27 protein-coding genes are annotated in these 25,458 nt (G+C 37.9%); 16 read left to right on the forward strand and 11 right to left on the reverse strand.

Annotated features, from left to right (window positions below; genetic code table 11):
- Positions 1-6: 6 nt before the first annotated feature.
- The 4 genes from EZ456_RS02435 (at position 7) to EZ456_RS02450 (ending at position 3,572) form a co-directional block, all read left to right on the forward strand.
- Complete coding sequence (locus EZ456_RS02435; RefSeq protein WP_131526994.1) at positions 7-735, forward strand: hypothetical protein; 729 nt, start codon at positions 7-9, stop codon at positions 733-735.
- Positions 736-764: 29 nt separating this feature from the next.
- Positions 765-1,703 (forward strand): T9SS type B sorting domain-containing protein, encoded by a 939-nt coding sequence (locus EZ456_RS02440; RefSeq protein ID WP_131526996.1) that lies wholly within the window; start codon positions 765-767, stop codon positions 1,701-1,703.
- A gap of 102 nt (positions 1,704-1,805) precedes the next feature.
- The gene (locus EZ456_RS02445) at positions 1,806-2,777 is read left to right on the forward strand and encodes a PorP/SprF family type IX secretion system membrane protein (protein WP_131526998.1); all 972 of its coding nucleotides are present in this window, start codon (positions 1,806-1,808) and stop codon (positions 2,775-2,777) included.
- A 186-nt stretch (positions 2,778-2,963) separates the two neighbouring features.
- Positions 2,964-3,572 carry a Crp/Fnr family transcriptional regulator gene (locus EZ456_RS02450; RefSeq protein ID WP_131527000.1) on the forward strand — a complete coding sequence of 203 codons (609 nt, stop codon included), beginning with the start codon at positions 2,964-2,966 and terminating at the stop codon, positions 3,570-3,572.
- 539 nt (positions 3,573-4,111) lie between these two features.
- Here EZ456_RS02450 and EZ456_RS02455 read toward each other — a convergent pair.
- Entirely contained in the window at positions 4,112-4,663 is a 552-nt protein-coding gene (locus tag EZ456_RS02455; protein ID WP_131527002.1) for a 5' nucleotidase, NT5C type, read from the reverse strand.
- Positions 4,664-4,759: 96 nt separating this feature from the next.
- Between EZ456_RS02455 and EZ456_RS02460 the strand changes: the two genes are divergently transcribed.
- The 3 genes from EZ456_RS02460 to EZ456_RS02465 all read left to right on the forward strand — a co-directional run bounded on the left by EZ456_RS02460 (position 4,760) and on the right by EZ456_RS02465 (position 6,890).
- Positions 4,760-5,509 carry a DeoR/GlpR family DNA-binding transcription regulator gene (locus tag EZ456_RS02460; RefSeq protein WP_131527004.1) on the forward strand — a complete coding sequence of 250 codons (750 nt, stop codon included), beginning with the start codon at positions 4,760-4,762 and terminating at the stop codon, positions 5,507-5,509.
- A gap of 80 nt (positions 5,510-5,589) precedes the next feature.
- Entirely contained in the window at positions 5,590-6,108 is a 519-nt protein-coding gene (locus EZ456_RS25235; protein WP_205945011.1) for a hypothetical protein, read from the forward strand.
- Positions 6,109-6,143: 35 nt separating this feature from the next.
- A complete protein-coding gene (locus tag EZ456_RS02465; protein ID WP_131527006.1) occupies positions 6,144-6,890 on the forward strand; it encodes a metallophosphoesterase in 747 nt (248 codons plus the stop codon).
- Between the two features lie 801 nt (positions 6,891-7,691).
- Here EZ456_RS02465 and gap read toward each other — a convergent pair.
- The 3 genes from gap to pfkA are packed head-to-tail and all read right to left on the reverse strand — an operon-like array spanning position 7,692 to position 10,528.
- Positions 7,692-8,690, reverse strand: coding sequence for a type I glyceraldehyde-3-phosphate dehydrogenase (gene gap / locus EZ456_RS02470; protein WP_131527008.1), 999 nt, complete (start codon positions 8,688-8,690; stop codon positions 7,692-7,694).
- Positions 8,691-8,697: 7 nt separating this feature from the next.
- A complete protein-coding gene (locus EZ456_RS02475; protein WP_131527010.1) occupies positions 8,698-9,540 on the reverse strand; it encodes a hypothetical protein in 843 nt (280 codons plus the stop codon).
- A 1-nt stretch (position 9,541) separates the two neighbouring features.
- Positions 9,542-10,528, reverse strand: a complete 987-nt coding sequence (gene pfkA, locus EZ456_RS02480; protein ID WP_131527012.1) for a 6-phosphofructokinase — start codon at positions 10,526-10,528, stop codon at positions 9,542-9,544.
- Positions 10,529-10,639: 111 nt separating this feature from the next.
- Here pfkA and EZ456_RS02485 point away from each other — a divergent pair, with 111 nt between their 5' ends.
- Positions 10,640-11,329, forward strand: coding sequence for an NUDIX hydrolase (locus EZ456_RS02485; protein ID WP_086545040.1), 690 nt, complete (start codon positions 10,640-10,642; stop codon positions 11,327-11,329).
- Between the two features lie 150 nt (positions 11,330-11,479).
- Here the strand turns inward: EZ456_RS02485 and EZ456_RS02490 are convergent, their stop codons facing one another.
- On the reverse strand, positions 11,480-12,340 hold the full coding sequence (locus tag EZ456_RS02490; RefSeq protein WP_131527014.1) for an N-acetylglucosamine kinase: 861 nt from the start codon (positions 12,338-12,340) through the stop codon (positions 11,480-11,482).
- A 220-nt stretch (positions 12,341-12,560) separates the two neighbouring features.
- Here EZ456_RS02490 and EZ456_RS02495 point away from each other — a divergent pair, with 220 nt between their 5' ends.
- The 7 genes from EZ456_RS02495 to EZ456_RS02525 all read left to right on the forward strand — a co-directional run bounded on the left by EZ456_RS02495 (position 12,561) and on the right by EZ456_RS02525 (position 20,510).
- On the forward strand, positions 12,561-13,583 hold the full coding sequence (locus EZ456_RS02495) for a threonine aldolase family protein (protein ID WP_131527016.1): 1,023 nt from the start codon (positions 12,561-12,563) through the stop codon (positions 13,581-13,583).
- A gap of 109 nt (positions 13,584-13,692) precedes the next feature.
- Entirely contained in the window at positions 13,693-15,204 is a 1,512-nt protein-coding gene (accC, locus tag EZ456_RS02500; RefSeq protein WP_131527018.1) for an acetyl-CoA carboxylase biotin carboxylase subunit, read from the forward strand.
- 129 nt (positions 15,205-15,333) lie between these two features.
- On the forward strand, positions 15,334-15,918 hold the full coding sequence (locus EZ456_RS02505; protein WP_131527020.1) for a riboflavin synthase: 585 nt from the start codon (positions 15,334-15,336) through the stop codon (positions 15,916-15,918).
- Positions 15,919-16,070: 152 nt separating this feature from the next.
- Positions 16,071-18,719, forward strand: coding sequence for a glycoside hydrolase family 78 protein (locus EZ456_RS02510; RefSeq protein WP_131527022.1), 2,649 nt, complete (start codon positions 16,071-16,073; stop codon positions 18,717-18,719).
- 144 nt (positions 18,720-18,863) lie between these two features.
- Entirely contained in the window at positions 18,864-19,358 is a 495-nt protein-coding gene (locus EZ456_RS02515; protein WP_225876453.1) for a DUF4268 domain-containing protein, read from the forward strand.
- Positions 19,359-19,610: 252 nt separating this feature from the next.
- Complete coding sequence (locus EZ456_RS02520) at positions 19,611-19,907, forward strand: hypothetical protein (protein WP_029277458.1); 297 nt, start codon at positions 19,611-19,613, stop codon at positions 19,905-19,907.
- 12 nt (positions 19,908-19,919) lie between these two features.
- A complete protein-coding gene (locus EZ456_RS02525) occupies positions 19,920-20,510 on the forward strand; it encodes a porin family protein (protein WP_131527024.1) in 591 nt (196 codons plus the stop codon).
- A gap of 117 nt (positions 20,511-20,627) precedes the next feature.
- Here EZ456_RS02525 and EZ456_RS02530 read toward each other — a convergent pair whose 3' ends face one another.
- From EZ456_RS02530 to EZ456_RS02555, 6 genes are all read right to left on the reverse strand, one after another.
- A complete protein-coding gene (locus tag EZ456_RS02530; RefSeq protein ID WP_131527027.1) occupies positions 20,628-21,551 on the reverse strand; it encodes a YihY/virulence factor BrkB family protein in 924 nt (307 codons plus the stop codon).
- A gap of 75 nt (positions 21,552-21,626) precedes the next feature.
- Positions 21,627-22,025, reverse strand: a complete 399-nt coding sequence (locus EZ456_RS02535; protein ID WP_165501219.1) for an META domain-containing protein — start codon at positions 22,023-22,025, stop codon at positions 21,627-21,629.
- Between the two features lie 75 nt (positions 22,026-22,100).
- Positions 22,101-22,625 (reverse strand): GNAT family N-acetyltransferase, encoded by a 525-nt coding sequence (locus EZ456_RS02540; protein WP_131527031.1) that lies wholly within the window; start codon positions 22,623-22,625, stop codon positions 22,101-22,103.
- The gene (locus tag EZ456_RS02545; protein ID WP_131527033.1) at positions 22,625-22,969 is read right to left on the reverse strand and encodes a DHCW motif cupin fold protein; all 345 of its coding nucleotides are present in this window, start codon (positions 22,967-22,969) and stop codon (positions 22,625-22,627) included. Before EZ456_RS02545 ends, EZ456_RS02540 begins: the two co-directional genes overlap by 1 nt.
- Before the next feature lie 52 nt (positions 22,970-23,021).
- Positions 23,022-23,564 (reverse strand): DUF4199 domain-containing protein, encoded by a 543-nt coding sequence (locus tag EZ456_RS02550; protein WP_131527035.1) that lies wholly within the window; start codon positions 23,562-23,564, stop codon positions 23,022-23,024.
- Positions 23,565-23,681: 117 nt separating this feature from the next.
- Positions 23,682-24,152, reverse strand: a complete 471-nt coding sequence (locus tag EZ456_RS02555; RefSeq protein WP_131527037.1) for a response regulator transcription factor — start codon at positions 24,150-24,152, stop codon at positions 23,682-23,684.
- Between the two features lie 247 nt (positions 24,153-24,399).
- Between EZ456_RS02555 and EZ456_RS02560 the strand changes: the two genes are divergently transcribed.
- Complete coding sequence (locus EZ456_RS02560; protein WP_131527039.1) at positions 24,400-25,188, forward strand: hypothetical protein; 789 nt, start codon at positions 24,400-24,402, stop codon at positions 25,186-25,188.
- Positions 25,189-25,458: the final 270 nt, after the last annotated feature.

A 25,458-nucleotide genomic window follows, 5' to 3' on the forward strand; every position in this document is an offset into this window, starting at 1 on the left:
AAAATCATGACAAAAAAATCTACAAAACGAAATTTAAGAATCTTTGTATTCTTGTTGTTCTTATTACCCTTGGGTGCTTTTGCACAAAGCACGCCAAATGTGTACCTCTGCGGAACTGGTACTGTAAAACTCACCCCAACATTTACGGGGTATACTCCTGTTGCTAATGATAAAATTATCTGGTCGGTTGATGGTACTCCGCAGGCTCCTGTTACATATGCTACCGCAGCTGATGCAATCTACAACGTTCCCGCAACACTAGCCACTGGAACACATACTTATTCTGTCCAGGTTGTACCGGCTGATGCGAACCTTTGTCCCAGTGATGCCTCAGACAATACTGTTGTGGAAAAACTTCCTCCTCCTGCAATTGCTGTAAATGCACCAGGAAGCGTTTATTGTACTGATCAGACTGCAACCACAATAATTACTGCAAGCAAGGATGCTGGACTCACATTACCGACAGGTGTTTCGTTGGTTTACACATGGTCTGCAACCAAAGCTGGCGTAGCAATTACTGATCTTACAACGGTTGGTGCATCTTCTGGTACAAACAATGAATTGTTTACTTTAAAAGCAGGAGTTACGCCTGATGCATATGTGTTTACTGCAGAAGGTAAATATTCAGTTGGGGCTGCTACTATTGTACCTTCTACAAGTTGTACTGCAACTGCATTTAAAGCAATCACTGTTACTGTTAAACCAGGTAAAGCAACTATTGCTATAGCACCATAAGGTGTTAATGTTTATAAGGTTTAACCATCATGATGTTTAACAGGTTAGGGATAATTGTGTTCGGTGTGCTGCTGCTTACTGCAGCAGCATGCTTTGCGCAATCTACCAATCCGAATACGCTTAACCTTAAACCAGGTGTCACCGTTAAACTCAGGGCCAATGGTACAGGAGCTACATCTTATCAATGGTTCAGAAATGGCGAGGCTATTCTAGGTGCCACAACGCAAGATTATGTTGTAAATACTGCTGGGAAATATACCGTTATTACTTTTAGTTTGGGCGGTTGTAGTTCTGATCTATCCGAAGAAATGGAGGTGATTATGGAGACAGCCATATCAGCAGATGTTTCCATAGTTAAAAGGTCTGAAAGCAGGCAGGTAATCAATACAGAGGTATTTAAATACAATTTATTGGTGCGCAATAATGGGATGGGCAATGCCACCAACATACAAGTAAAAGATGATCTTCCAGAAAATCTAACTTTTGTAAGTGTCGGCCCTACAATTGTAGGTACGGCGAGTTATAATGAGCAAACCAAGACAGTTTCGTGGGCAATACCTACATTGGCCAACGGCAGTTTTGTAGAGCTCGTAATTAATGTAAGGGCCATGAAACCTGGTAATGTGGTAAACAGCGCCTCCGTTACCATCAATGAGGTAGATCCCGATCCATCCAACAATATATCAGTTGATACCAAAGAAATCACCGGGCTTAAAATACCAAATGTATTTACGCCAAACGGCGATGGAAAAAATGAAACCTTTTTTATTGAACGCTTAGACCGCTATAGCGAAAATCAGCTTACCATTATTAACCGCTGGGGAAGTACTGTTTATGAGAAAGACAGCTATTTAAACGACTGGACAGCTAACGGTTTGGTCGATGGAACTTATTTCTATGTGCTTAAAGTAAAAACGGCAAGTGCTCAATGGCAGGAGTTTAAAGGTTATGTTACCGTGATCAGATAAATGGATTTAAAATTTGAGGATATGAACCATCATGATTTTTCAAACCACATAATAGGATGAATAATCTGATCGCTTCATCGCACTTGAAACTAAATTATACAGATGAAAAATATAGTTTTAACGGCATTGTTTAGTTTAATCTGCGTTTGTTTGTTCGCTCAGCAGAATGCGCAGTTTGGGCAATATATGTTCAATGGTTTATATATTAACCCAGCTTATGCAGGCTACAAAGAAGAGCTATATATGCAGGCTTTTGTCCGGGCTCAATGGACTGGTATTCAGGGTGCTCCCCAAACACTTTCCATATCAGTAGATGAAGCGGTTAAGGAAGAAAGTTTAGGTTTGGGTTTATTGGTGTCGAAAGATAAAATAGGCGCACAGAACTCGTTAAACCTATCGGGGAATTTTGCTTACCGCATTAAACTAGACCGTACCGAAACCAATGTGCTTGCTTTTGGTGTTGGTATAGGAGTAATGCAAATGGGGCTTAACGGAAGTTTGTTAGATCCAAATGAAACTGGCGACAATAAGATTCCAACGGGATATGAAAGCCGGATTGTACCCGATATTAGGGCTGGTGTACATTATTCGAACGAAAAATTCTTTATCGGTTTCTCTGCCAATAACCTGCTTACACAGTATCTTCCTGTTTTTAGGGATAATAATCTTTTAAGTATTACTTCCAAGCCACATTTTTATTTAACGGCCGGAATGGTATTTCCAATGAACAATGATTTTATGTTCAAACCTACTTTTTTAATCAAAGACGATTTGAATGGGCCAACCTCATTGGATCTTAATGCTTTTTTAATGATCAAAGAAAAACTTTGGTTAGGTGCTGCATATAGAACCTCCGTAAAATTTTATCCTAAACCAGCATTACAAAGCGATTTAAGGGCAAGGAGTGCAATCGGATTGATTACCGAGTTCTTTGTTCGCGAAAATCTTCGGATTGGCTATGGTTACGATTACAGTTTAAATAAATTCGGTAGTTATGATTATGGCTCGCACGAAATTTCTATTGGCTATTACCTGCAAACGGCAAAAAGCCGAAGGCCAAAATGTTACTTCTAATAATTGGGTGCCTTCCATCCAAACTTTTCTGATTTGCTGGCTTTTTTACCAGTAGTTGCATTGTTCTTAAGAAATCCAAATCATAAAGGGATTTAAACATCATAATTGTCTCAATAATCTACTTTATTTTTATATCCCGTTAAAAATCGCTATAATTAAGCGTCTAAAGTCTATCCCTATTTGTGTATGCTCGAATCCCGAAAGGTATTTTTAGTGAACGCTGTATTAAATTATTTCAGCAGTTTATGCCCTATAACCTCTGGATTTATCCAGGAAATAGAAAAAAGTGTAGAGCCTCTTCTAATCAAGAAGAATAAATACATTTTATCTCCTATTGATAATAATGATTATGTTTTTTTTGTAGTATCAGGTTTAGTAAGGGGGTTTATTAAAGATGATAATAAAGAGATTACCACTTGGATAAGTTTAGGGAACGAGTTTATTGGAGCCATTCAGCATCCCAATGAAAACACCCAACCCTCTATTGAATATTTACAGGCATTGGAAAATTCAGAATTGGTTGCCATTCCGCACTTATTGATTGATAAGCTTTACGCCAGTTATCAGGAAACAAATGTTATTGGCAGAAAAATTTTAGCACTCCAGTATCATGCCGCCTCAGAACGGGCCATAATCGCACGGATCCCTTCGGCAGAAAGGCGTTATGAAAAATTTTTGGAACTAAATTCTTTTGATGTATCTAGAGTGCCTTTAAGGTGCATAGCCAGTTATTTAGGTATGCGTTTGGAAACACTCAGCCGTATACGGAGTAAGTTGGTAAGAGAGCTGGTATAGTATGATAAAACACCTGTTTCTCGGTTGATTATCATAATCACAAAAGGTTAGATCGATTCGCCTGCAAAAAATACTCATTTTAAACGCTATGTTTACATAACATTATACACTTTTTACAAATTGATGTACAACATGAATTTGCCCCTACTAAACACCGCATTTGTAGTTAAATTTGGTTAAGTAAAAATTAAATCAACGGGACGATTTAGATTACACTCGTAAGCCTCTCTGTTAAGGGAGGCTTATTTCGTTTCAACCAATCGGTTCAACATTCCCTATAATCAAATGGATTTTGTTAAAGTTTTATCAAATGCTATTATTTAATTAAAATCTTCATCAAATCTTAATCTTTCTATAGTAATATTGTACCCATAAGGGGTGAGAGCCTTATATCAACTTTTAGTTGAGAGCGTTAATTTAGATAGAGGGTGTAGCCAGAGGCTACACCCTTTTTTTCTTGGCTGTTCTTTATTTGGGTGGACTATCTACATTTTCTTTTTAAAGCACCCGGTAAGCAATAAAAAGGGGCTAAATATTAACTACACCACCGTAAGATTTGCTTCTTCCAGCTCCTTTAATAAACCTGATACCTCATTCCAGTGATTTATCCTTTGATGATGGTCTTTCTCTACATTGTGAAATGCTGTAAACATTAAGGGTTTTCCTTTGCAGAAATCGAGGTTTTTGCAATGGTCATCAATCAAATAATCGGTATCTATAATGCTTTTATCGCCACAAAAGATAATGTTCCTCCAGCCGATAAAAGGAAAATGCTCCGCAAGCCATTCGCGTTTTTCGAAGAGCGATAAGGGAAATTCCATAGCGGCCGAAACGATATAGATCTCGTAGTCTTCCATTATTTTTTTTACGGCTTCAACTGCGCCCTCCATAACAGGAAGGTTCCTGAAAAAGCCTGCTCTGTTGCAAATCTTCATTACCATTGCCCTATCCGGAAAAAGTTCTTCTTCCGATTTGCCTTTTATATCATTGCGGGCAAGGGAAATACCTGTTTCTTCCTGGTATGTCTGGAGTATATGATCTTCTATATCGGCGAGAACGCCGTCCATGTCAATGCCTATTGTTTTTCTCATGATTTGCTATATTTTGCAACAAAAATATTTAATATTGCAATAAATTGCAAATTTTAATCCTGATAAATTTATATATTTGCAATATATTGCAGTAATATGGTGAAAGAAGAGCGTCTACAGATCATTATAAATACCCTGGAAAAAGATAATAAGGTACGGTTGGATAAGTTAAGTTCATTGCTGAATGTATCAGAAGATACTGTACGTCGTGATATTAAGGAACTTGATATGCAAGGGTTGCTCAGGGCGGTTAGGGGTGGTGCAATTTCTCATTCACCTATTCCACAGCACTACCGAGATAGGGAAAAGTACAATCAGCAGCACAAACAGGTTATTGCAAATAAAGCCTTACAGTTTTTGAAAGATGGTCAGGTAGTATTTTTTGATGGTGGTACCTCTGTAGTTGCATTGGCTGCAGCGTTGCCTAAAGATTTAAAAATCACCATCATTACCAATAGCTTTCCGGTTGCCAATATTTTGGAAGACCACCCCAATGCCGAAGTGATATTTGCTGGCGGAAGATTGCATAAAACTGCATTTACCACCATGGGGCAAGAAACTATTGATACTTTTAGAAAGGTCAGGGCCGATATTTGTATGCTTGGTATCTGTAGTTTGCACCATAGCATGGGCATTACCTCCATTATATATGAAGATGCCCAGTTGAACAACATCATGATTAACCAGGCACAGAAAACCATTGCGCTCTCGGCACTCGAAAAAATAAATACCGTGGAACCCTATTATGTTTGCCCGGTTACTGATGTAGATGTGATCATTACCGAAACCGATTCAGGTAATACGATCTTGGAGTCCTATAAACAGTTGGGGATTGAGGTAGTTTAAATACTTGTATATCAATACTAAATAAATGACTTAATTTGTGTAATCTAAATTTTAATCCTCATTAAATACTTTCTTCTGTTTTGCCAAGCTACATTTTGCAAGAACAAATGCTTATTTATGCTTGTTGGAGTGTTGGGCTATTCTTCTTTAGAAAAACTGAATTTATCAGCAAATTTGATATCTCCATTATTTGGCTGATTAGGGTTGTGGGTATTGTGTATTTCTTGGAGATTCCTGTAATTTTATTATCTGATTGGTTTAGTGGAAACTATGTTCAGTATGCACTCGTAAATCGCTTTACAGGACCATATTGGTTCCCGGCAGTTTTTTCTCTATTGGTATATTTATCTTCCACACAAAGTCTTTGGTTAGTCTATTTCCAGAAGGCGAGGTATTGGCGTTTAAGTTTTGGGTTATTGATATTAACCATAACATTTATTAGTAATATAATATTATGGCTTAGCGGCTTACAAAGAGATTGTGTCTCTCCTTCTTGGAGGATATCTTATCAATTGCCTCTTTTGCATATCGAATCAATTATCGTATTTGGTTTGATAACAGGATCTGGTTATTTGATACTCAGAGAAAAGGATAATTAAGTTGTTATACGCTGCAGAATGATAAATATTTTTTAATGAAAATACAGATCATAAGTGATTTGCACCAGGAATTTGGGCTTTCTGAATTAAACTTCAGAAATGCCGATTTGATAATTTTAGCAGGTGACATCAATTTAGGAACAAAAGGTATCGAATGGATTAAAGAAACCATTCCCAGTAAGCCTGTAATTTACGTTTTAGGTAATCATGAATATTATAAAGGAACATATCCTAACACGCTCCATAAAATAATAGAAGCTTCAAGAGGTTCGAATGTTAGCGTTCTGGAGAATGAAAGTATTGAATTCGATGGAATAAGATTTCATGGAACAACTTTATGGACAGATTTCTCCTTATTTGGAAACCCCATAGAATATGGTATGATTTGTCAGGGTAAAATGAATGATTACCGGGTGATTAGAAGAGATCCTTCATATTCAAAATTAAGAACAATCGATACGTATAAAATCCATCAGATTTCTAAAAAATGGCTTGAGAAAAGTTTAGCGGAATCAAAATCTGATAAAAATGTGGTTATCAGCCATCATGCCCCAAGTATAAGATCTATACCTCAGGAATATAAAAATGATCCTGTCGCATCAGCTTATGCATCAGATCTTGAGTATATCATGATGAAATACAAACCTGGTTACTGGATACACGGTCATGTTCATACCCCTGTAAGATACAAAGTAGGTCAAACTGAAATAATCTGTAATCCACATGGGTATATTAGTGAAAGGTATAACGGTTATGATAAAGAATTGATTGTTGAAATTTGATGTGTTATTTTGAATAATATTTGAATATAGAAATAGAATGGTCGTCATATCGACTGAAGCGTGGCGAAATGGAGAGGTCTATGATAGATTTCTCGGCTGCGTTGCACTCCGCTCGAAAAGACGATCTCTTGCGGACTTTCATCGCGCTCCTATGTTTGTGTAAAACTGATAAGTTCTCTGCGGGACAATGGATTTAGTTTCAATTTCCCCTTAAATAAGAAAAGAGACAATCTATCCAGACTTGTCTCTTTTTTCTAACCAAATATAAACCTGTTATGAGCCAGGCTTTGTCTTTAATCTTCTATCAGAACCGAAGCGCTTCAAGAAAATGATTTATCTTTTTTAGTGGTGATAAACATCGTTCCGTTTATTACTCTACAAATATAGTAAAAAATTTGATAGTGTAAAAAATACACTAAGAAAAATTTAAGTATTTTTTTTGTCATTTTTTATTTACCGACCCTTTTGTAAGAGATTTTGGTGTTTAAAACGACTGTGATGCAAATATAGTAGAAAAATATGTTAATTAATTGTTAAATATTGTCAATTTATGGTGCGATTTAGTCAAACGTTTGTTTAATTCTTAGTAAAAATTCGATTTTATAAAATTTATTGGTGATTTTTTGGTTTTTGTAAGATATTAAGTGAATTTTTGACGTGAAAATTGAATAAAAATAATTTTACATATGGTTTTGAAATTGAATTTTATAGGTGAAAATTGTGTTTAAAATAAAAAGGCAACATTAAATGAATAATGTTGCCTTTTATATAGCCTTGTAAAGCGCTTAAAGTACTTTTTTGTTACAAACTTGCGTAATATTCTACAAATTTAGCTAATGCAGAAGAATATCCCCATTCGTTATCGTACCAAGATACCACTTTAACGAAATTATCGTTCAATGAGATACCAGCTTTAGCGTCAAAAATCGAAGCGTGATCATCACCGATAAAGTCAGAAGAAACAACTTCGTCTTCAGTATAAGCCAACACGCCTTTTAATTCGCCTTCAGAAGCTGCTTTCATAGCTGCTTTAATTTGCTCATAAGTAGCTGGTTTTTCTAAACGTGCAGTTAAATCTACTACAGAAACATCAGCAACAGGTACACGGAAAGACATACCGGTTAGTTTACCTTTTAATTCAGGTAAAACCATTCCAACTGCTTTAGCAGCACCTGTAGAAGAAGGGATTATGTTAGAGAAACCACCACGGCCACCTCTCCAGTCTTTAGCCGAAGGGCCATCGACTGTTTTTTGAGTTGCAGTTACCGCGTGGATTGTGCTCATTAAACCTTCAACAATACCGAAGTTATCGTTTAAAACTTTAGCTATTGGTGCTAAACAGTTTGTAGTACAAGATGCATTAGAAACAATAGTTTGATCTGCAGTTAATTTATGGTGGTTAACACCCATTACATAAGTAGGGATATCGTCATCTTTAGCAGGAGCAGAGAAAACTACTTTTTTAGCGCCAGCAGCGATGTGTTTTTCAGCATCAGCACGGGTTAAGAATAAACCTGTAGATTCGATTACTACTTCAACACCTACAGCGTCCCATTTTAAATCAGCTGGATTTCTTTCTGCAGTTACACGGATTGTTTTGCCATTAACAACTAAATTACCATCAACAACTTCAATAGTGCCATCAAATTTGCCATGTGTAGTATCATATTTTAACATGTATGCCATATAATCAGGCTCGATCAAATCATTGATCGCTACAATATCCAATCCTCTTTTTAATGCGGCTCTGAAAACCAGTCTGCCAATACGGCCAAAGCCGTTTATTCCAATTTTGCTCATTGTTCTGTTAATTAATGTAATGTTTTAATAAATTTTGTATTGGTTCTTTAATAATGCTTTTAATTGTGATGTCGTATTTACCAGCTACAAGCTTTAATCGGTCTTCGAGCTCTGCAGCTACTTTGCCTACAATATGTACATCCCGATCGCTGTATTTTTCGGTCATTGGCAAAACATAAGTTTCGATATATTTTTCAAAGCCCTCATCAATCAGCTTACGGATGTATTCGTGTTTGCTGTTTTGCGTAATGAAATCAAAAAAAGAGGTTAAAAATATATTAGCATGTGGCTTATTGTAAATACGTTCTAATATTTGAGGGCGGTCTAAATTGTAATTCAGCATGAATTTGGTTTCAATATCTTTAGGCATTTTAAGGCTTAGAAATTCTTTAAGGAGTATTTTTCCAAAGTAATTCGAAGAACCTTCATCACCCAATATATAACCTAATCCAAAGTTGTTGCTTATTGGTTTTTTTCCGTCGAAGTAGGCGCAATGTGCACCACTTCCCAGCATGCCAACAATTCCGGGTTGATCATAACAGGCCGCTTTAGCGGCGCCAAATAAATCATTTTCTACTACAATTTTACTGTATTTGAAAAACGACGAAAGGGTTTTGGCCAATTCTTCTTTTCTGTCTGCTGATGATGCCCCAGCTGCAAAAAAATAAATTTTCTTTATGTTTTCTGCATTGTTAACCAAAGCAACTTTTTTGTTTAAAATCTGTAAGATCGTTTTTGGATCAACAAAGCAGGGGTTTAAGCCCGTAGTATTGCAATGTGCTACTACATGTCCATTTTGCGTTATTTTCCAAAATGCTGTTTTCGATCCGCTATAAACAACTGCTACCATATTATATTGAAAGTACCTCTGTCATTTCCATTAAATCGGGCTCGAGTTTAAAGGAATGAGCGGTTAAAGCTTCTCTTATGCTGGTTAATTTTATTTCGTTTCCTTTTAAACCTACCATTTGCTCCGTTTCGCCTGCAATTAACGCATTTACTGCGGCAAAACCTAAACGACTGCCCAAAATTCTGTCGAAACTGCTCGGGCTACCACCCCGTTGAAGGTGGCCAAGTATGGTTACTTTGGTGTCGTAATGATCAAAAGTTTCTTTTACCTTTTTAGCAATATCGTAAGCACCGCCTTGTTTATGACCTTCGGCCACGATAACGATGCTTGATGATTTTTTTGTAGCTGCACCTAAGGCCAGTTTAGTAATCAATTCGTTAACGCTGGTTTCCTTTTCAGGTAATAAAACAGCTTCGGCACCACTGGCAATCGAACTTCTTAATGCAATACATCCAGAATCGCGGCCCATTACTTCTACAAAGAATAACCGGTCGTGCGCATCGGCAGTATCTCTGATTTTATCGATCGCCTCGATTACGGTGTTAATAGCAGTATCGTAACCTAAAGTGAAATCAGATCCAACTAAGTCGTTATCAATAGTACCCGGTATACCGATTACCTTAACGCCAAAGGTTTCTGAAAAGCGTTTCGCTCCTGTGAATGTTCCGTCACCCCCGATTACCACCAGTCCATCAATACCATTTTTCTTTAAGTTATTGTAGGCAATCTGTTGACCTTCGTCTGTTTTAAACTCTAAACAGCGCGCAGTTTTTAATATGGTACCACCCAAGTGTAAAATATTACTTACAGAACGGGCATCCATTGGTTTTATGTTGTCGGTAATTAAACCTTGGTAACCTTGCATTACACCAAACATGTTAATGCCATGGTAAATTCCAGTACGAACAACAGCTCTGATTGCAGCATTCATTCCAGGGGCATCGCCTCCAGAAGTTAGTACAGCTATATTTTTTATATTTGGCTCCATCTTTATAACACGAATATAGTGTGTATTTTTTACACTAAGTAATTTATTTTATTTTTTTTACTTAATATTGAAAGTCATACCTTTATCTGCTTAAAATAACTAAATTTTACTTTGGAACAAATTTTACCTCATTTAGATTCTGTATTCTCGATAGATTGCGTTTTGTTTGGATTTGATGGTAAGGAATTAAAAATCCTGCTCATTGAAAGGAATGAAGAACCATTTAAAGATTGGTGGGCATTGCCCGGTAACATTGTTGGCCCTGATGAAAGTTTAGATCAATCAGCCTCCCGGATTTTGTACGAACTTACTGGTTTGCGTGGTATTTACATGGAGCAGTATTATGCTTTTGGCGATCCGCATAGGCACCCGCAGGGTAGGGTAATTACTTTGGCTTATTATGCTTTGATCCGTTTGGGCGGAGATAAAGAGCTTAGGCCAATCAGTAGCTATGCCAAGCGAGCCAACTGGTTGCCGATTACCGATCTGCCTAAACTGGCTTTCGATCACCAGAAAATTTACGATAAAGGATTAGAAAAAATAAAACGCCGGATCAAACACCAGCCAATTGCCTTCGAACTCTTGCCAGAGAAATTTACTTTAACGCAATTGCAGCATGTTTATGAACTGGTGCTGGGTAAAAAACTCGATAAAAGGAACTTTAGAAAAAAGATTGTGAGTTTTGGCGTGTTGAAAGAACTTGATGAAAAACAAAAAGGTGTGTCTTACCGTGCTGCTACTTTATACCGTTTTGATAAACGTAAGTACGCGAAACTTTTTGGTAAAGAGATTTCTTTTTAAAGATCTGAGATACTAGATTTGAGACAATGAAGAGACAAGATTCGTCTAGAATAGATATAAAAATCCCCGATTTGAAATTTCAAATCGGGGATTTTTTGTTGTAATTATAATTTGACTCCGGACTAAAGACTCCAGATTTAGGACTTAAGACTAAGCCTTAGGAGCCAGCTCCAAGTGGTAATGAACCAAATCATCTATAGGAGAACGGATAATTTTACCCACGCCCATTTCGTAACGGTCGGCTACAATACTTAAAATATCACGGAAACTATAACCTACAGAACCTACACAGTTTAATTTGTGGTCTTTGTAGTTAGGGTAGTGAATGACCAAAGCTTCGAAAAATGCGGTAAAAGCATAATCAATGGTAGTAAAAGCATAATCCTCGTAGTTATCTTTAAAATCGTATAAGAACTTACTAAAGCTTGCGCAGAAACGGTTTGGCAATGGCTTATTATAAATGTTATCGAAAATATCTTCGTTGGTTAAAGCATAATTATCGTAAAAAGCTTCACGTAAGCCTTTCGGCATGTAACCTTTCATGTAATCGCTCAAAATACGTTTACCAATGTACGAACCGCTACCTTCATCACCTAAGAAATAACCCAATGAATCGATGTTCATGGTAATTTCAGATCCATCGTAAAGACATGAGTTTGTACCTGTACCTAAAATAGCAGCAAATCCTGGCTCGTTTCCAAGAAGTGCTCTAGATGAAGCAAGTAAATCATGGCCTACAAAAATGGTTGCATTGGTAAAGATCTGTTGCATGGCATCAGCCACAATCTTAACATTTGCAGGTGTAGAACAGCCGGCACCGTAGTAATAAACTGCTGTTAATTTCTCTCTTTCCAAGTGGTCTGGAAGAGTGTCATTCAAAGACTTTACAATGTATTCTCCTTTTGAAAAATATGGATTGTAACCTTCGGTGTTAAAGTAAATTTTTCTGCCGGCCTCGTTAATCAAACACCAATTTGTTTTGGTAGATCCGCCGTCTGCAATTACTATCATTTTATTTATTTTTGGTTTTAGCAAGATAAAAGTATAAAAAGTCTTATATTTTGTATCCTTTTTTTTAATAATTTTTTAACAATTTGTTGTTGTTAAAAATTAAGTGTGTAAAAAATACACTATATAAGGCGTTTAATCGCCGAAAAACCTTAAAATTATACCAGAAAAGGCATTGGTCTTTTTTTTAAACGTCAACAGTATTTTACAACCAGATAGCGAAATGAACAACAGATTTTTAGATTTCAGGAGTGATACGGTAACCAAACCAACCGCCGGAATGTTGGATGCCATGATGAATGCAAAAGTGGGCGACGACGTTTTTGGTGAAGACGAAACGGTACATGCATTGGAAACAAAACTGGCTTCGACCTTTAACATGGAAGCAGGATTATTTTGCCCATCCGGAACGATGACCAACCAGATTGCAATTAAGTATTTTACCCAGCCTATGGATGAGGTGATCTGCGATCAGACCGCACACGTTTACCGCTACGAAATTGGGGGTATTGCCTATCACTCAGGCGCATCGGTAAGGTTGTTGTATGGTGAACGCGGTATCTTGACACCAGAGCTTATTGAGCCAGAAATAAACGAAGATAATATCCACTATCCCAATTCGAGTTTAGTTGTTTTAGAAAATACAGTAAATAAAGGTGGAGGAAGCTGTTATACCTTATCACAGATTGCGCCGATTCATCATTTATGTAATATAAAAGGATTGAAACTGCATTTAGATGGTGCGCGTATTTTTAATGCGCTTGTAGCCACAGGCGATCAGGCGAGCGAGTACGGTAAATATTTTGATGGGATTTCGGTTTGCCTATCTAAAGGACTTGGTTCACCTGTTGGTTCAGTGCTGTTGGGCAGCAAACAAATGATCCATAAAGCACGGAAGATCAGAAAAGCTTTTGGTGGGGGTATGCGCCAGGCAGGGTTTTTAGCAGCTGCGGGTATCTATGCACTCGATCATCATGTAACACGCTTAAAAGACGATCATGCTCATGCACAGGCATTAGCTAATGCTTTAGCAACTGCAAAATATGTAAAATCGGTAATGCCGGTTGAAACCAACATTGTTATTTTCGAAGTAGAAAAGGGATCGGCAGAGAAAATTGTGCAACATTTGAAAGAAAAAGGCCTGCATTGCAATACCACTAGCGCGAGCACGATCCGTTTGGTTACCCATTTGGATCTGAGTGCAGAAATGATCGATCAGGCAATTGAAATAATATTACATTTGTAAGTATAGTTGGAGGTCCGAAGTCGGGAGTCCGAAGTCAATAGTTTTATAGTTCATGTTCAATAGTCAGATAGTTTATTTACAATCTGCATTTACATAAAGTCTAGCCAAAATGTCTAACAACTCCAACCTCCTAACTCCAATCTCCAAACTTTTAGTTGCTAACCGTGGCGAAATTGCTTTGCGCATTATGCGCTCGGCGAAAGAAATGGGAATTAAAACAGTTGCAGTTTTTTCTGAAGCAGATCGTAATGCACTGCATGTACGTTACGCCGATGAGGCGGTTTGTATTGGGCCAGCCCCATCTAACCAAAGTTATCTGGTAGGAGAGAAGATTATCGAAGCCTGTAAATTAACCGGCGCAGAGGCCATTCATCCAGGCTATGGTTTTTTATCTGAAAATGCAGGTTTTGCACAAAAAGTTGCTGATGCCGGGTTGATTTTGGTTGGGCCTTCGCCAGCAGCGATGGAAACAATGGGCAATAAACTCTCGGCAAAGGCAGCAGCGCTAAAATATAACATCCCAATGGTACCAGGAACGGAAGAAGCCATACAGGACGTAAACGAAGCAAAACAGCGTGCTATCGAAGTTGGCTTTCCGATTTTGATCAAAGCAGCTGCAGGTGGCGGGGGTAAGGGTATGCGTATTGTAGAACGGGCTGAAGATTTTGAAGAGCAGATGCAGCTAGCGGTAAGCGAGGCTACATCGGCTTTTGGCGATGGGGCTGTTTTTATCGAACGTTATGTTACTTCGCCAAGACATATCGAAATACAGGTTTTGGGCGATACCCATGGCAATATTGTTCATCTTTTTGAACGTGAATGTTCTGTACAGCGGCGTCACCAGAAAGTGGTAGAAGAAGCACCTTCTTCTGTTTTAACTGAAGAAATAAGGCAACGGATGGGCAAGTGCGCAGTAGATGTAGCCCGTTCGGTAAATTACACAGGAGCCGGTACGGTGGAATTTATTTTGGATGAGAACCTCGATTTCTTTTTCCTGGAAATGAATACCCGATTGCAGGTAGAACATCCCGTAACCGAATTAATTACTGGCGTAGATCTGGTAAAAGAACAGCTAAAAATCGCCGCTGGCGAAAAGCTGAGCTTTACCCAAGAAGATTTAAAAATCAATGGACATGCCGTAGAACTTCGCGTTTATGCCGAAGATCCAGCCAATAATTTTCTACCTGATATTGGTACTTTACTAACTTATAGCACGCCCAAAGGAAATGGAGTAAGGGTTGATGATGGATTTGAGCAAGATATGGAAATCCCTATTTATTACGACCCGATGATAGCCAAACTGATTACTTATGGCAAAGATAGGGCGGAGGCCATTGAGCGCATGGTGAGGGCTATTGAAGAATATGATATTACGGGGATAGAAACTACTTTGGGTTTTGGTAAATTTGTAATGCAGCACCAGGCTTTTAAAACGGGTAATTTCGACACGAATTTTGTAGGCAAACACTTTAAACCCGAAAGTTTAAAGGTACACGACGAAACAGAAGCCCTAATTGCAGCGGTAATTGCGGCAAAGTTGTTTGAGAAGAAGGATGTGAAGCTGGGCGATAGCCTGGTTAAAAAGACCTCTGATTGGAGAAAAAATAGATTGAAATATTAGAGAATAGATTAGCGCGATCGTCATTCCCAACTTGATTGGGAATCGTAATGCCTCGGTAGGATTGTATGGGGAGTTAAGATTCCCGCCTGCGCGGGAATGACGATGTAAAATAATAAAATTAGATTATAAATGTTCACTGGAATTATAGAAACACTTGGCGTGGTTACCGCCATTAAAAACGATCATACCAATATCCACTTTACCATCTCTTCTGCAATTAGCCACGAGTTGAAAATCGACCAAAGTGTAGCTCATAATGGGGTGTGCCTCACAGTGGTAGCCTTAAATGATGGAACACATACCGTTACGGCAATAGATGAAACCTTGAACAAAACCAATCTTGATGGTTTAAAAGTAGGTAGTAAAATTAACCTTGAACGCTGCATGCAGATGAATGCCCGTCTGGACGGACATATCGTGCAGGGCCACGTAGACCAGACTGCCATTTGTGTGAAACGTGAAGAACTGGATGGCAGCTGGGAATACCGCTTTAAATATGATGCTTCGGCTGGAAATGTAACGGTAGAAAAGGGCTCTGCTTGTGTAAATGGCATTAGCCTAACCGTTGTAAATTCTGAGGCCGACGAGTTTTCGGTATTTATCATCCCTTATACTTTCGAACATACCAATTTACAGGAAGTTGAAGTTGGCGATACCGTAAATTTAGAGTTCGATATCATCGGTAAATATGTTGCCAGATTAATGAATCGGTAATCTTTATTTTTTTTAAGTAACTGAATTATAGGTGATTGTTTGTTTATTTGCGTTATGTTGACGTTTAATTATCATAACAGTGCAGGATGGTTGGTTGAATAATATTGCTGAATATCGTATTGTTAAGATTAAAAAATTAAGGCTAGCCATTTATGAACAAGATTTCCCGTACCTCAAGTGTAATATTAACTATTGCCTTGCTGTTTTCATTCACCACGCAAATATTCGCACAGAAAATCTCAGTAAAAGATTTAACTGTTGAGCATTTAGTAAATCCTTTTAGTATTGACAATCCAAAACCCAGATTTAGCTGGAAAATTATTTCGGATATCAAAAATACCAAGCAAAGTAACTTCGAAATTAGATTGGGTACATCAGCTAGTATTGATAAAGTTTTATGGAAAGCAAACGTAAACAACGATCAATCAGTACTGATTGCCTATGATGGTCCTCAACTATCGTCGAAAACTAAATATTATTGGCAGGTTAGGGTAAAAGACAATCATGGTAACACCTCTAAGTGGTCGCCCGTTCAGTTTTTTCAAACAGGTTTAAAACCTGAGGATTGGGCTGCAAAATGGATCTCGGTAGAAGGAAAGGATACTTCGCTGGCCAGTCCTATGTTCAGAAAAGAAATTAACCTGAAAAAAAAAGTTAGGACTGCAACGGCTTATATTACTGCTAAGGGTTTGTATGAGGCCAATATTAACGGCGAGCGTGTTAGCGATGCTTATTTTGCACCAGGCTGGACAAGTTATAAAGATCATATTCAATATCAGGTTTACGACATCAAAAAATCACTAAAGAAGGGCTCCAACGTAATTGGTGTTTCACTTGGCGATGGCTGGTACAAAGGACGTATTGGGTTTAGTAATCAAAAACATTTTTATGGCGATACCAGGGCATTATTACTGCAATTGGAAGTGGAATATACTGATGGAACAAGAGAAGCCATTATAAGCGACAACAGCTGGAAAACAGCTTATGGACCTATACTCGCTTCCAATATTTACGATGGTGAAACCTACGATGCCCGATTAGAACTGCGTGGATGGAATAATATTGGCTATAAAGAAAACGCTAGCTGGAAACCTGTGCAGGAACTGGCCAAGGGGCCAGAAAAACTGGTTGGGATGAGCGGACCGCAGGTAAGCAAACACGAAACATTTAAAGCTTTAAAAGTATTTAAAACCCCAAAAGGTGAAACCGTTGTCGATTTTGGACAGAATTTAGTAGGTTGGGTAATGTTAAAAGCCAAGGGTGCGGCAGGTACAAAAATTAGCATCAGCCATGCTGAAGTATTAACCAAAGAAGGGAATTTTTATACCACAAACCTCAGATCGGCCAAGCAACAGAACAATTATATTTTAAAAGGTGAAACCGAACAGGTATTCGAGCCACATTTTTCTTTCCAGGGGTTTCGGTATGTAAAAATAGATGGATTCCCTGGTGAACTGAAACTGGGAAATCTTACTGCAGTAGCTGTTTATTCGGATATGAAAACCAGTGGAAAATTTACTACTTCAAATCCTTTGCTCAATCAATTGCAACACAATATTAGTTGGGGACAGAAGGGGAATTTTGTTGATGTACCTACCGATTGTCCGCAAAGAGATGAACGTTTAGGCTGGACAGGCGATGCCCAGGCATTTGCCACAACAGCGGCATATAACATGGATGTATCGGGTTTTTTTACCAAATGGCTAAAAGATGTTTCTGCAGATCAGCTTCCTAACGGTAGTGTTCCTTTTGTAGTACCAAATGTGCTGAACCAAAATGATGCGGGTTCTGCGGGCTGGGCCGATGTAGCCACTATTATCCCCTGGGACATGTATGTATCGTACGGAGATAAAGGTATTTTGGAAACGCAATACGGCAGTATGAAAAAGTGGGTCGATTATATTTCATCCGTAGCAAAAAATAATCTTTGGAACACAGGTTTCCACTTTGGCGATTGGTTGTTCTACCGTCCTAATGATGATAACGATGGCCGTGCAGCAGTGACGGATAAGTACATGATCGCCCAAACATTTTATGCGCATTCTACGCAATTGCTTATAAATGCCGCAAAGGTATTGGGTAAAACAGATGATGTAACCAAGTATAGCTCACTATTGGAGCAAATTAAAGCGGCTTATATCAAAGAAAATATGACGCCGAGTGGAAAATTGATCTCTAACACCCAAACTGCATATGTATTGGCATTACAATTTGATATGCTGCCTGAAAACTTACGCGCACAGGCCGCACAAAGATTGGTAGACAATGTAAAAGATTATGGAAACCACCTTACTACAGGTTTTTTGGGCACACCATATCTTTGCCATGTATTGAGCCGTTTTGGGCACGAAAATGTAGCTTACGATTTATTACTGCAAGAAAGTTATCCTTCATGGTTATATCCTGTTAAAACGGGGGCAACCACCATTTGGGAGCGTTGGGATGGCATTAAACAGGATGGCTCTTTCCAAACGGCAGATATGAATTCTTTTAACCACTATGCTTACGGAGCCATTGGCGATTGGATGTATAAAAATATTGCCGGTATTAATCCGGTATCAGCACAACCAGGTTACAAAACCATTTTAATTGCACCAAGACCTGGCGGGAAATTAACCAATGCCTCAGCAGAACTGGAAACAGTGTATGGTATAGTTAAGTCATCCTGGACGATTGCAGATGGTGTTTTTAAGCTGGATGTAACTGTGCCAGCTAATGCAACCGCTACCGTAATATTGCCAAAAACCGATAAAAAAGAAGAAATAGGCTCAGGTAGCTATCATTTTGAATATAAATATTAATCGCTTATAATTGCAGCTTCGTTAAAAGAGATTATATCAATATTATAGGTTTTTGAGGAGCCGTCATTCCCAACTTGATTGGGAATCTTAATGCAATTAGTTTTAAGATTCCCGCCTGCGCGGGAACGACGGCTTAGTCAAATTATGATACAATCTTCATCAGATGTGGTAAAAATAATGTACAGTAAAGAAGAAGCAGCCCGCCTGCGCCAACAATTTTGGATCAGTTTTGGTCAATATATGAAACCCGTGCCTTCAGCAAGTGGTTCAACCGTAAACTGGACGAACTACAAAACAGGGGTGAAGAATATCTTCTTTAAAATGGATGTTGACGGTAAAAAAGCATTTATCAGCATTCAGCTGTCGCATCCCGATTCCGACATCAGGTATCTTATCTTCGAACAATTTGAAGAGTTTAAACTCCTGTTTACCAATACTGTAAACGAGGAATGGGACTGGATTAAAGATGCAACCGATGACTTCGGCAAAACAGTATCACAGATTTCGATCAGTATTACTGGGGTAAGCATATTTAACCAGCAACACTGGCCCGAGCTGATTTCCTTTTTTAAACCCAGAATAATTGCGCTGGATGAATTTTGGGACAATGTAAAACCTGTTTTCGAAGATCTGGTTTAATCAGTGAGGTTGAGTTGAGTTATTCTATCCTTTGAAAATTTAATTTCTTCTTTATCATCCGTTATGCTTCATTTTGTGTGTAATCGGTTAAAATTAAACCTAATAAGACCAACAACGTAAAGAGCTTTTTCATCAAGAATATTTATTAGTTGTTTTGGTAATTCCAAATCTGTTTATTAAAAGATTGGCGAAATAAAACAAAATAAGGCCTAAGGGGTTTATAAGGAATAGTTTAACTAAAAATAAGAACCTATGAACACTTTAAAGAAGTTTGAATTAATGGAAAAGATCGTGCGTGAATTGGAAGATTTACAAAACTCTCAGCAGGCACTTATTCAGAAAATTGGTAAAATTGAAGTAGATAATATCGAATTGGGCGATAACCGCCTGGAAAAAGATTTACCAGATATTCATCAAAATTTAGCCGATAACTTAGATACTATTTCGGGAATTTTAGATTACTTTGCAGGTAAAACACAAAACTTTGGTGATAAAAACAATGTTGATGCTTTAAAAGAACAAGAAGCCATTAACAATGCCACCAGCTAAAATTAATCGCATATGAAATTTTTATCTTTAACCGTTGCCTTTTTGCTTGTTGGCTTATTCGCCAGCGCACAGGTACTGCCGTCTTTCCAGCTGGGCATTAAAGCTGGTGCAAATTTTTCGAAATTTGATAGTGAAAACACTTTTAATAGTAATAACCGCGCTGGTTTTTACGGTGGCCTTTGGGCTAGGGTAGGTGCAGCAGGCGTTTACTTTCAACCTGAACTTTATGTATCAGGAAAGAAAGCAGATTTGGTAAGTGAGTCAACGGGAGAGGTAAATAAAGTGAGTTTTACAAGTCTTGATGTGCCTTTGTTGGTGGGTACTAAGTTTGGTGCCGCTGGTATTGGACTTCGTTTAAACACCGGACCAATGTTTTCGTTAATATTAGATGAAAACCAAAGTTTTGGTCAGGCTGCAGGAAGCGTTTTCAGGGCCGACTTTAAAAATCAGGCTATGGCCTGGCAGTTTGGAGCAGGTTTAGACCTTAAAAAATTAAGCTTTGATGCACGTTATGAGCTTGGCTTATCAAAAATCAATAAAGCGGGTTATCCAGGTACTAAGTTAAACTTATTTACAGTTGGCTTAGGGTATAGGATTTTGTAATACAAGTTCGGTATTACCGGAACACTTCACCATGATCTGAAAATTCAGCATGACGATGCTAGTTAAGTGAACTCAATTAATCAGAAGGGAGATAATTAATTTTATCTCCCTTTCTTTTTAATCCTCTTTTTCCGATTCAACCTCTGTGAGCTCGTAAGCAAAAGATCCGTTTTTTGGTACGATAGGAGTTGCCCTACCAATGCTCAATGCTTTGATAAATGATGCGCCAAAATAAAATATCAACGAAGAGTAGAATACAAAAAGCATAATTACAATGATCGATCCCGCTGATCCATAAATATTGCTGATGTTACTCAGTGGCAATAAAATTCTTAAGATATACTTTCCTGCGGTAAAAAGGCATCCGGTTAACAAGCCGCCAGAAATTGAGGCACGCCAGGTTGGCCTTCCATTAGTTAAATACCTGAAAAGTATGGTAAACCAGGTGGTTACGATGATCGCAAAAACCAATTGATTGATTATCGAAGTCAGAACTAATCCAAAAGAAGGGGCACCATTTTTTAGATAGGCGCCAATATAAGCCTGCACACTATCGGCCAGTAAACCGATAAAAAATAATATCCCAGCCAATAAGATAATTGTAAAAGATATGGCTCTCGATTTAAGGGTGTTGATGATTCCTTTTTTATCTTTTTGGCCTATATTCCAGATCTGCTCTAAAGAGTTTTTAATCACATTGAATAGGGTGGTAGCTACAAAAAGGAAAAATATAAAACTGAACAAAGTAACATACCAGGCCTGATCGATACCACGGATGTTTCTTAAAGTGGTTCTGATCTGTAAAATACTTTCATTGTCGAGAATACTAGCCAAACGTTCAAAAAGATGTGTAGCCAATAAACGTCTATCGGTAAACATACCAAACAGCCTGATCAGGATAATTAATATGGGGGGTAAGGCGAAATTGGTGAAAAAAGCAGTAGCACCAGCCAGGCGTAAGGGATCATTCTCCTGAAATAAATTAAATGCTTTTCTTATGGTCGAGAAAAAAAATTTTAGATCTTCTGTTATGGATGGCATCACTCCTGCGTTAAACTCAAAAGGCCGAAAATAGTAAAAATACTTTATTCAGCCTTTTTTATGCATGTAAAGATTCTAGTTTGTTTTGGTGAAAACCAACAAGGTTTTATCTCCATTTAACAGATGTAGTTTATTATCCGTTATTTTAGCACCATTAATCTGGTTAAGCGCATGTAGGTAAGCGCGTTCGGCTGCATCAGTTTCCTGACAGAACATTTTTGTGCCAAAAACATTTTTAACCGTTATTTTATTATCTGCAATTTCTCCCTGGCCGCCGTAATTGTTACAGAACGATTTTCCGCTGATTTTAAGGCTATCAGCAAAGTTTAGGGTTGCTTTTGCTGCTGTGGGTAAAGTTAAACCTGGCAGCTCTGTTAACTCCCATTTTGTATTGTTAAAGCTTGCCGGATCTAATTTTTCTTTACAAGAACTCAATAATAAGATCAGCATTCCGCAGAAAATAAGGTGTTTCATAATGTAAGGTTTAAATGATTTCCTTTTTAGCATCAAAAACTAAACCATAAAAAGTAAAATCAGCTTTTGATTAAGCTAAACTGATTTTTCAATCTTCATCCAATGGTGTTTTATACCATGGTAATCGAATATGTTAATCCGTTTTAATCCCACTTTTTCCAGCACATGGATAGATCCCAAATTGCCAACATCCGCTATGCCGATAATCTCATTCAGCTTTAGTTCATTAAAACCATAGTCTCGCGCCGCTATTGCTGTTTCAGTAGCAAAGCCCTTTCCCCAATACCGTTTGCTAAACCGATAACCAAGATCGTAATAATGGCTATGGTTATTGACAGTTTCTTTAATTAGCTTTAAGCCAGACCAGCCCATGAAATTGCCCGTTGCTTTTTCGATAACCGCCCATCTGCCAATATCATTATCGATATACTGTTTTCTGATAAATTCGATCTCTGCTTTGCTCTGTTCTATTGTTTTTACAGGCTTGTTTCCCAGGTAAAGATGAACATCAGGATCACTATCCATCTCAAACATGCCTTCTGCATCTGTTGGCATTAGCTCCCGTAGAATTAAACGTGCTGTTTCGGCAAAAATCTTCATTAACTTGGCTTTAAAAAACTGCCATCAATGATTAAAAGTTTCACGCTTTCCTGCGATACTGACCGGTGTGAACTTAAATCGTCAGAAACTACATACGTCATCCCCGTGCTAAGCGTGAATGTTGTTCCATCTTCCATTTCACTTATAAAGCTACCTGTTAAACAATGCACAATGTGGCCCTTCTGGCACCAATGGTCAGCAAGATAACCCGCAGAATAGGTTACGAGCCTTATTCTCAAGCCATCAAAATTTAAAGTTTGCCAGGTTGCTGTACCCGTTTCGCCCAGATATTCTACTTTTTCTACGTTGCTCCAATCTATATTGGTAAAGGGAATGGTGTACATGGTTGTTTAAAGATTAAATTAGTAAGATTGATCAGATGTCGAAGCCGCCAAACTAGGCGGCTTCTGCGGTTAGTGGTACGCTTGGTTTTCTTTTCAAGATGAGTGCAGCTACCAGCGACACTAATATGCCAACAGGTAAAATTTCCATATAGGTAAACAAAATAACCATTATAGGGTTTTTATACAATTCTTGATTAGCTGCAAGATCTTTAGCTTTTTCAGCAAGTTCTGCTGTTGATGCACCACTCGCTTTGGCTTCTCTCATCGCCTGAGCAACATATCTATCCATAAAATCTGGCATGAATACATAATAATCAACCAACCATACCAAAACGTAAATGGTGGAGGCTATTAGACTGATGCATAATCCGATTTTAAAGGCTTTTCCAAAAGTGATCAGGCCATCATTATATTTATCCCGGTAGTTTTTTATGCCCACAAAAATAAAGGAGAATGCCAGCACCATAGAAGCGTAGCCAATAAGCATGCTGTGTTCCAGGCTCGGGTCGCTGTAACATCTTGCCATAGAGAGTACCATTAATACGGATACAATTAAGCCAGCAATTAATCCGAATACAATTACGTTCTTTTTCATCTGTTTATAATTTTAAGAGGTTTAGACCACAAAATTGCTCCGATTATTTGTTCTAATCCTCATACTTTAGGGTGATTTTTAAAAACCAGAGCTATTTAATACTTAAGTACTAGCCGTCTATGGAATAATGCTGAGTTTTTTAGCTGTTTCTATGGCTTGTGTTCTGCGTTTTACTTCTAGTTTTTCGAAAAGCCTGGCATTGTGAGTTTTGATTGTATTTAAAGAAACGAATAACTTTAAAGCAATTTCCTGATTGCTCAGCCCTTCTGACATGAGCTTTAAAACTTCTAACTCTCTTTTACTGATATTAAGCCTGATAAGTTCTTTTTCGTTGAGGATAAATGTTCCTCGTTCGGTAAAAACTTCTTTTTCGATCAATATGGTTTTGGGCTTGGTTAATTTAAGTGCCAGCCAAATGCCCAAAGCGGTAAAAAGAACCGCTATTGAACCTGCATAAATTTCGAAAGCATGGTTCATGATCATGAAACGAAGCTCAAGCCACTTCAATAAAAAAAGCAATGCAGCCAGGAATAACCCATATAAGACTATACTTTTATTTTTAGTCAGAAAGTTTGATGTGTTTGCCATTGCTTATCGGTTGATCAAAAATAAGGAAATTAGTTTTAAGTCCTTAGTCTTTAGTCCAAAGTCGAGAATCGGCAGTTCGTAACATAGGTTGTTATAGGGTCCTATACTAGAATAAGTTTACAGTCAGAAAGTATATTACTGTTAATTGCTTAATTTTAATTAACTGTGGTAATTTTCTGGTGACTTTAACAAAAGAAAAGCTAGAAAGATTATAAATTAGCGAAAAAAATAAATAAGAATTATACCTATGAAAATTACGCTTTATGCACTCTTACTTTCCGTTGTTTTATTTGGCTGCGGTAAATCAGAAAAAGCCTACAAGGCCAGACCATTTGCTACCACTGACGATTTTAATGTATTTCCGAAGTCGAAGAAAAATGTACTTACTTTAGTAAAAACAGATTCAGGCGCCTTGGCAGCAGCCGATCGCTTCGCCATTCAATATAAAGATACCACTATCATTGTTGATGATGCTCCAAATGCCGCTGCGCAGAAATTTATTGTTGCATCATTCATTAATACGCAAAAAACTGCCGTATTGGTTCAGGTAGCAAACGAAACTGGCAAAATGGCTCCATTTTATATCATATCTGTTAACGACGGAAAAACCGAAGTGGTAAGCTTGAATAAGCCATCAAAAGGTGCTGAAGATAAAAAATACACAAATGGGCTAGAGGAATTAACCCGTAGCAATATTTTGGTTAATAACGATTTCTTTATCACTACTATAAATTCAAGGGTTTATCCGGTTAAGAGACAAAATCCTGATGAACGTATCCAGGGGAAATTTTTTATGTACTCTAGTGATAAAACCACTTTAGCCTTTTTAACCGCTAATTCTTTGTACCAGGTAAATACGGCAACAGGCGAAACTTTTAATCTTCCTTTGCCAGCAGCATTAATCAATGAACCTGAAACCCTTGTTGGAAATATTCAAAGAGATTATACCTGGGTAGTGAATGCAAATGGCACTTCTTTTTTAAAGAATAGTGCTGATGATGACCGTATTGTAGATATTAAAGAGTTTAAACACTAATATTTTTTGAAGGTTATTGGCTAGGATTTTACTATGCCTCAACTCAATTAAAATTGTTGTTAGTCTGAGTCTCCCGAATAGTCGGGACAAGTAGTCGAAGAACTTTTATTAGTCGAAACAAAAATATTTGTCCTTCGACAAGCTGTATATTGACACATTCCAATAGAGTGGTCGTCTTTCCCGCGCAGGCGGGAATCTTAAAGCGCTTGCATTACGATTCCCAATCAATTTGGGAATGACGACCCTCATAATCTAACATTTGCAAAAAAA

The sequence above is a fragment of the Pedobacter psychrodurus genome (assembly GCF_004331735.1).
GTDB classification, from domain to species: domain Bacteria; phylum Bacteroidota; class Bacteroidia; order Sphingobacteriales; family Sphingobacteriaceae; genus Pedobacter; species Pedobacter psychrodurus.

What these genes read in the sequence shown, in the direction of transcription:
- EZ456_RS02510 (WP_131527022.1), top strand. Translation starts at nt 16,071, where the DNA reads ATGAACAAGATTTCCCGTACCTCAAGTGTAATATTAACTATTGCCTTG.
- EZ456_RS02460 (WP_131527004.1), top strand. Translation starts at nt 4,760, where the DNA reads ATGGTGAAAGAAGAGCGTCTACAGATCATTATAAATACCCTGGAAAAA.
- EZ456_RS02490 (WP_131527014.1), bottom strand. Translation starts at nt 12,340, where the DNA reads ATGATAGTAATTGCAGACGGCGGATCTACCAAAACAAATTGGTGTTTG.
- EZ456_RS02515 (WP_225876453.1), top strand. Translation starts at nt 18,864, where the DNA reads ATGATACAATCTTCATCAGATGTGGTAAAAATAATGTACAGTAAAGAA.
- EZ456_RS02455 (WP_131527002.1), bottom strand. Translation starts at nt 4,663, where the DNA reads ATGAGAAAAACAATAGGCATTGACATGGACGGCGTTCTCGCCGATATA.
- EZ456_RS02475 (WP_131527010.1), bottom strand. Translation starts at nt 9,540, where the DNA reads ATGGTAGCAGTTGTTTATAGCGGATCGAAAACAGCATTTTGGAAAATA.
- EZ456_RS02560 (WP_131527039.1), top strand. Translation starts at nt 24,400, where the DNA reads ATGAAAATTACGCTTTATGCACTCTTACTTTCCGTTGTTTTATTTGGC.
- gap (WP_131527008.1), bottom strand. Translation starts at nt 8,690, where the DNA reads ATGAGCAAAATTGGAATAAACGGCTTTGGCCGTATTGGCAGACTGGTT.
- EZ456_RS02440 (WP_131526996.1), top strand. Translation starts at nt 765, where the DNA reads ATGATGTTTAACAGGTTAGGGATAATTGTGTTCGGTGTGCTGCTGCTT.
- EZ456_RS02545 (WP_131527033.1), bottom strand. Translation starts at nt 22,969, where the DNA reads ATGTACACCATTCCCTTTACCAATATAGATTGGAGCAACGTAGAAAAA.
- EZ456_RS02450 (WP_131527000.1), top strand. Translation starts at nt 2,964, where the DNA reads ATGCTCGAATCCCGAAAGGTATTTTTAGTGAACGCTGTATTAAATTAT.
- EZ456_RS02445 (WP_131526998.1), top strand. Translation starts at nt 1,806, where the DNA reads ATGAAAAATATAGTTTTAACGGCATTGTTTAGTTTAATCTGCGTTTGT.
- EZ456_RS02550 (WP_131527035.1), bottom strand. Translation starts at nt 23,564, where the DNA reads ATGAAAAAGAACGTAATTGTATTCGGATTAATTGCTGGCTTAATTGTA.
- EZ456_RS02525 (WP_131527024.1), top strand. Translation starts at nt 19,920, where the DNA reads ATGAAATTTTTATCTTTAACCGTTGCCTTTTTGCTTGTTGGCTTATTC.
- EZ456_RS02555 (WP_131527037.1), bottom strand. Translation starts at nt 24,152, where the DNA reads ATGGCAAACACATCAAACTTTCTGACTAAAAATAAAAGTATAGTCTTA.
- pfkA (WP_131527012.1), bottom strand. Translation starts at nt 10,528, where the DNA reads ATGGAGCCAAATATAAAAAATATAGCTGTACTAACTTCTGGAGGCGAT.
- accC (WP_131527018.1), top strand. Translation starts at nt 13,693, where the DNA reads ATGTCTAACAACTCCAACCTCCTAACTCCAATCTCCAAACTTTTAGTT.
- EZ456_RS02465 (WP_131527006.1), top strand. Translation starts at nt 6,144, where the DNA reads ATGAAAATACAGATCATAAGTGATTTGCACCAGGAATTTGGGCTTTCT.
- EZ456_RS02540 (WP_131527031.1), bottom strand. Translation starts at nt 22,625, where the DNA reads ATGAAGATTTTTGCCGAAACAGCACGTTTAATTCTACGGGAGCTAATG.
- EZ456_RS02520 (WP_029277458.1), top strand. Translation starts at nt 19,611, where the DNA reads ATGAACACTTTAAAGAAGTTTGAATTAATGGAAAAGATCGTGCGTGAA.
- EZ456_RS02435 (WP_131526994.1), top strand. Translation starts at nt 7, where the DNA reads ATGACAAAAAAATCTACAAAACGAAATTTAAGAATCTTTGTATTCTTG.
- EZ456_RS02535 (WP_165501219.1), bottom strand. Translation starts at nt 22,025, where the DNA reads ATGAAACACCTTATTTTCTGCGGAATGCTGATCTTATTATTGAGTTCT.
- EZ456_RS02495 (WP_131527016.1), top strand. Translation starts at nt 12,561, where the DNA reads ATGAACAACAGATTTTTAGATTTCAGGAGTGATACGGTAACCAAACCA.
- EZ456_RS02505 (WP_131527020.1), top strand. Translation starts at nt 15,334, where the DNA reads ATGTTCACTGGAATTATAGAAACACTTGGCGTGGTTACCGCCATTAAA.
- EZ456_RS02530 (WP_131527027.1), bottom strand. Translation starts at nt 21,551, where the DNA reads ATGCCATCCATAACAGAAGATCTAAAATTTTTTTTCTCGACCATAAGA.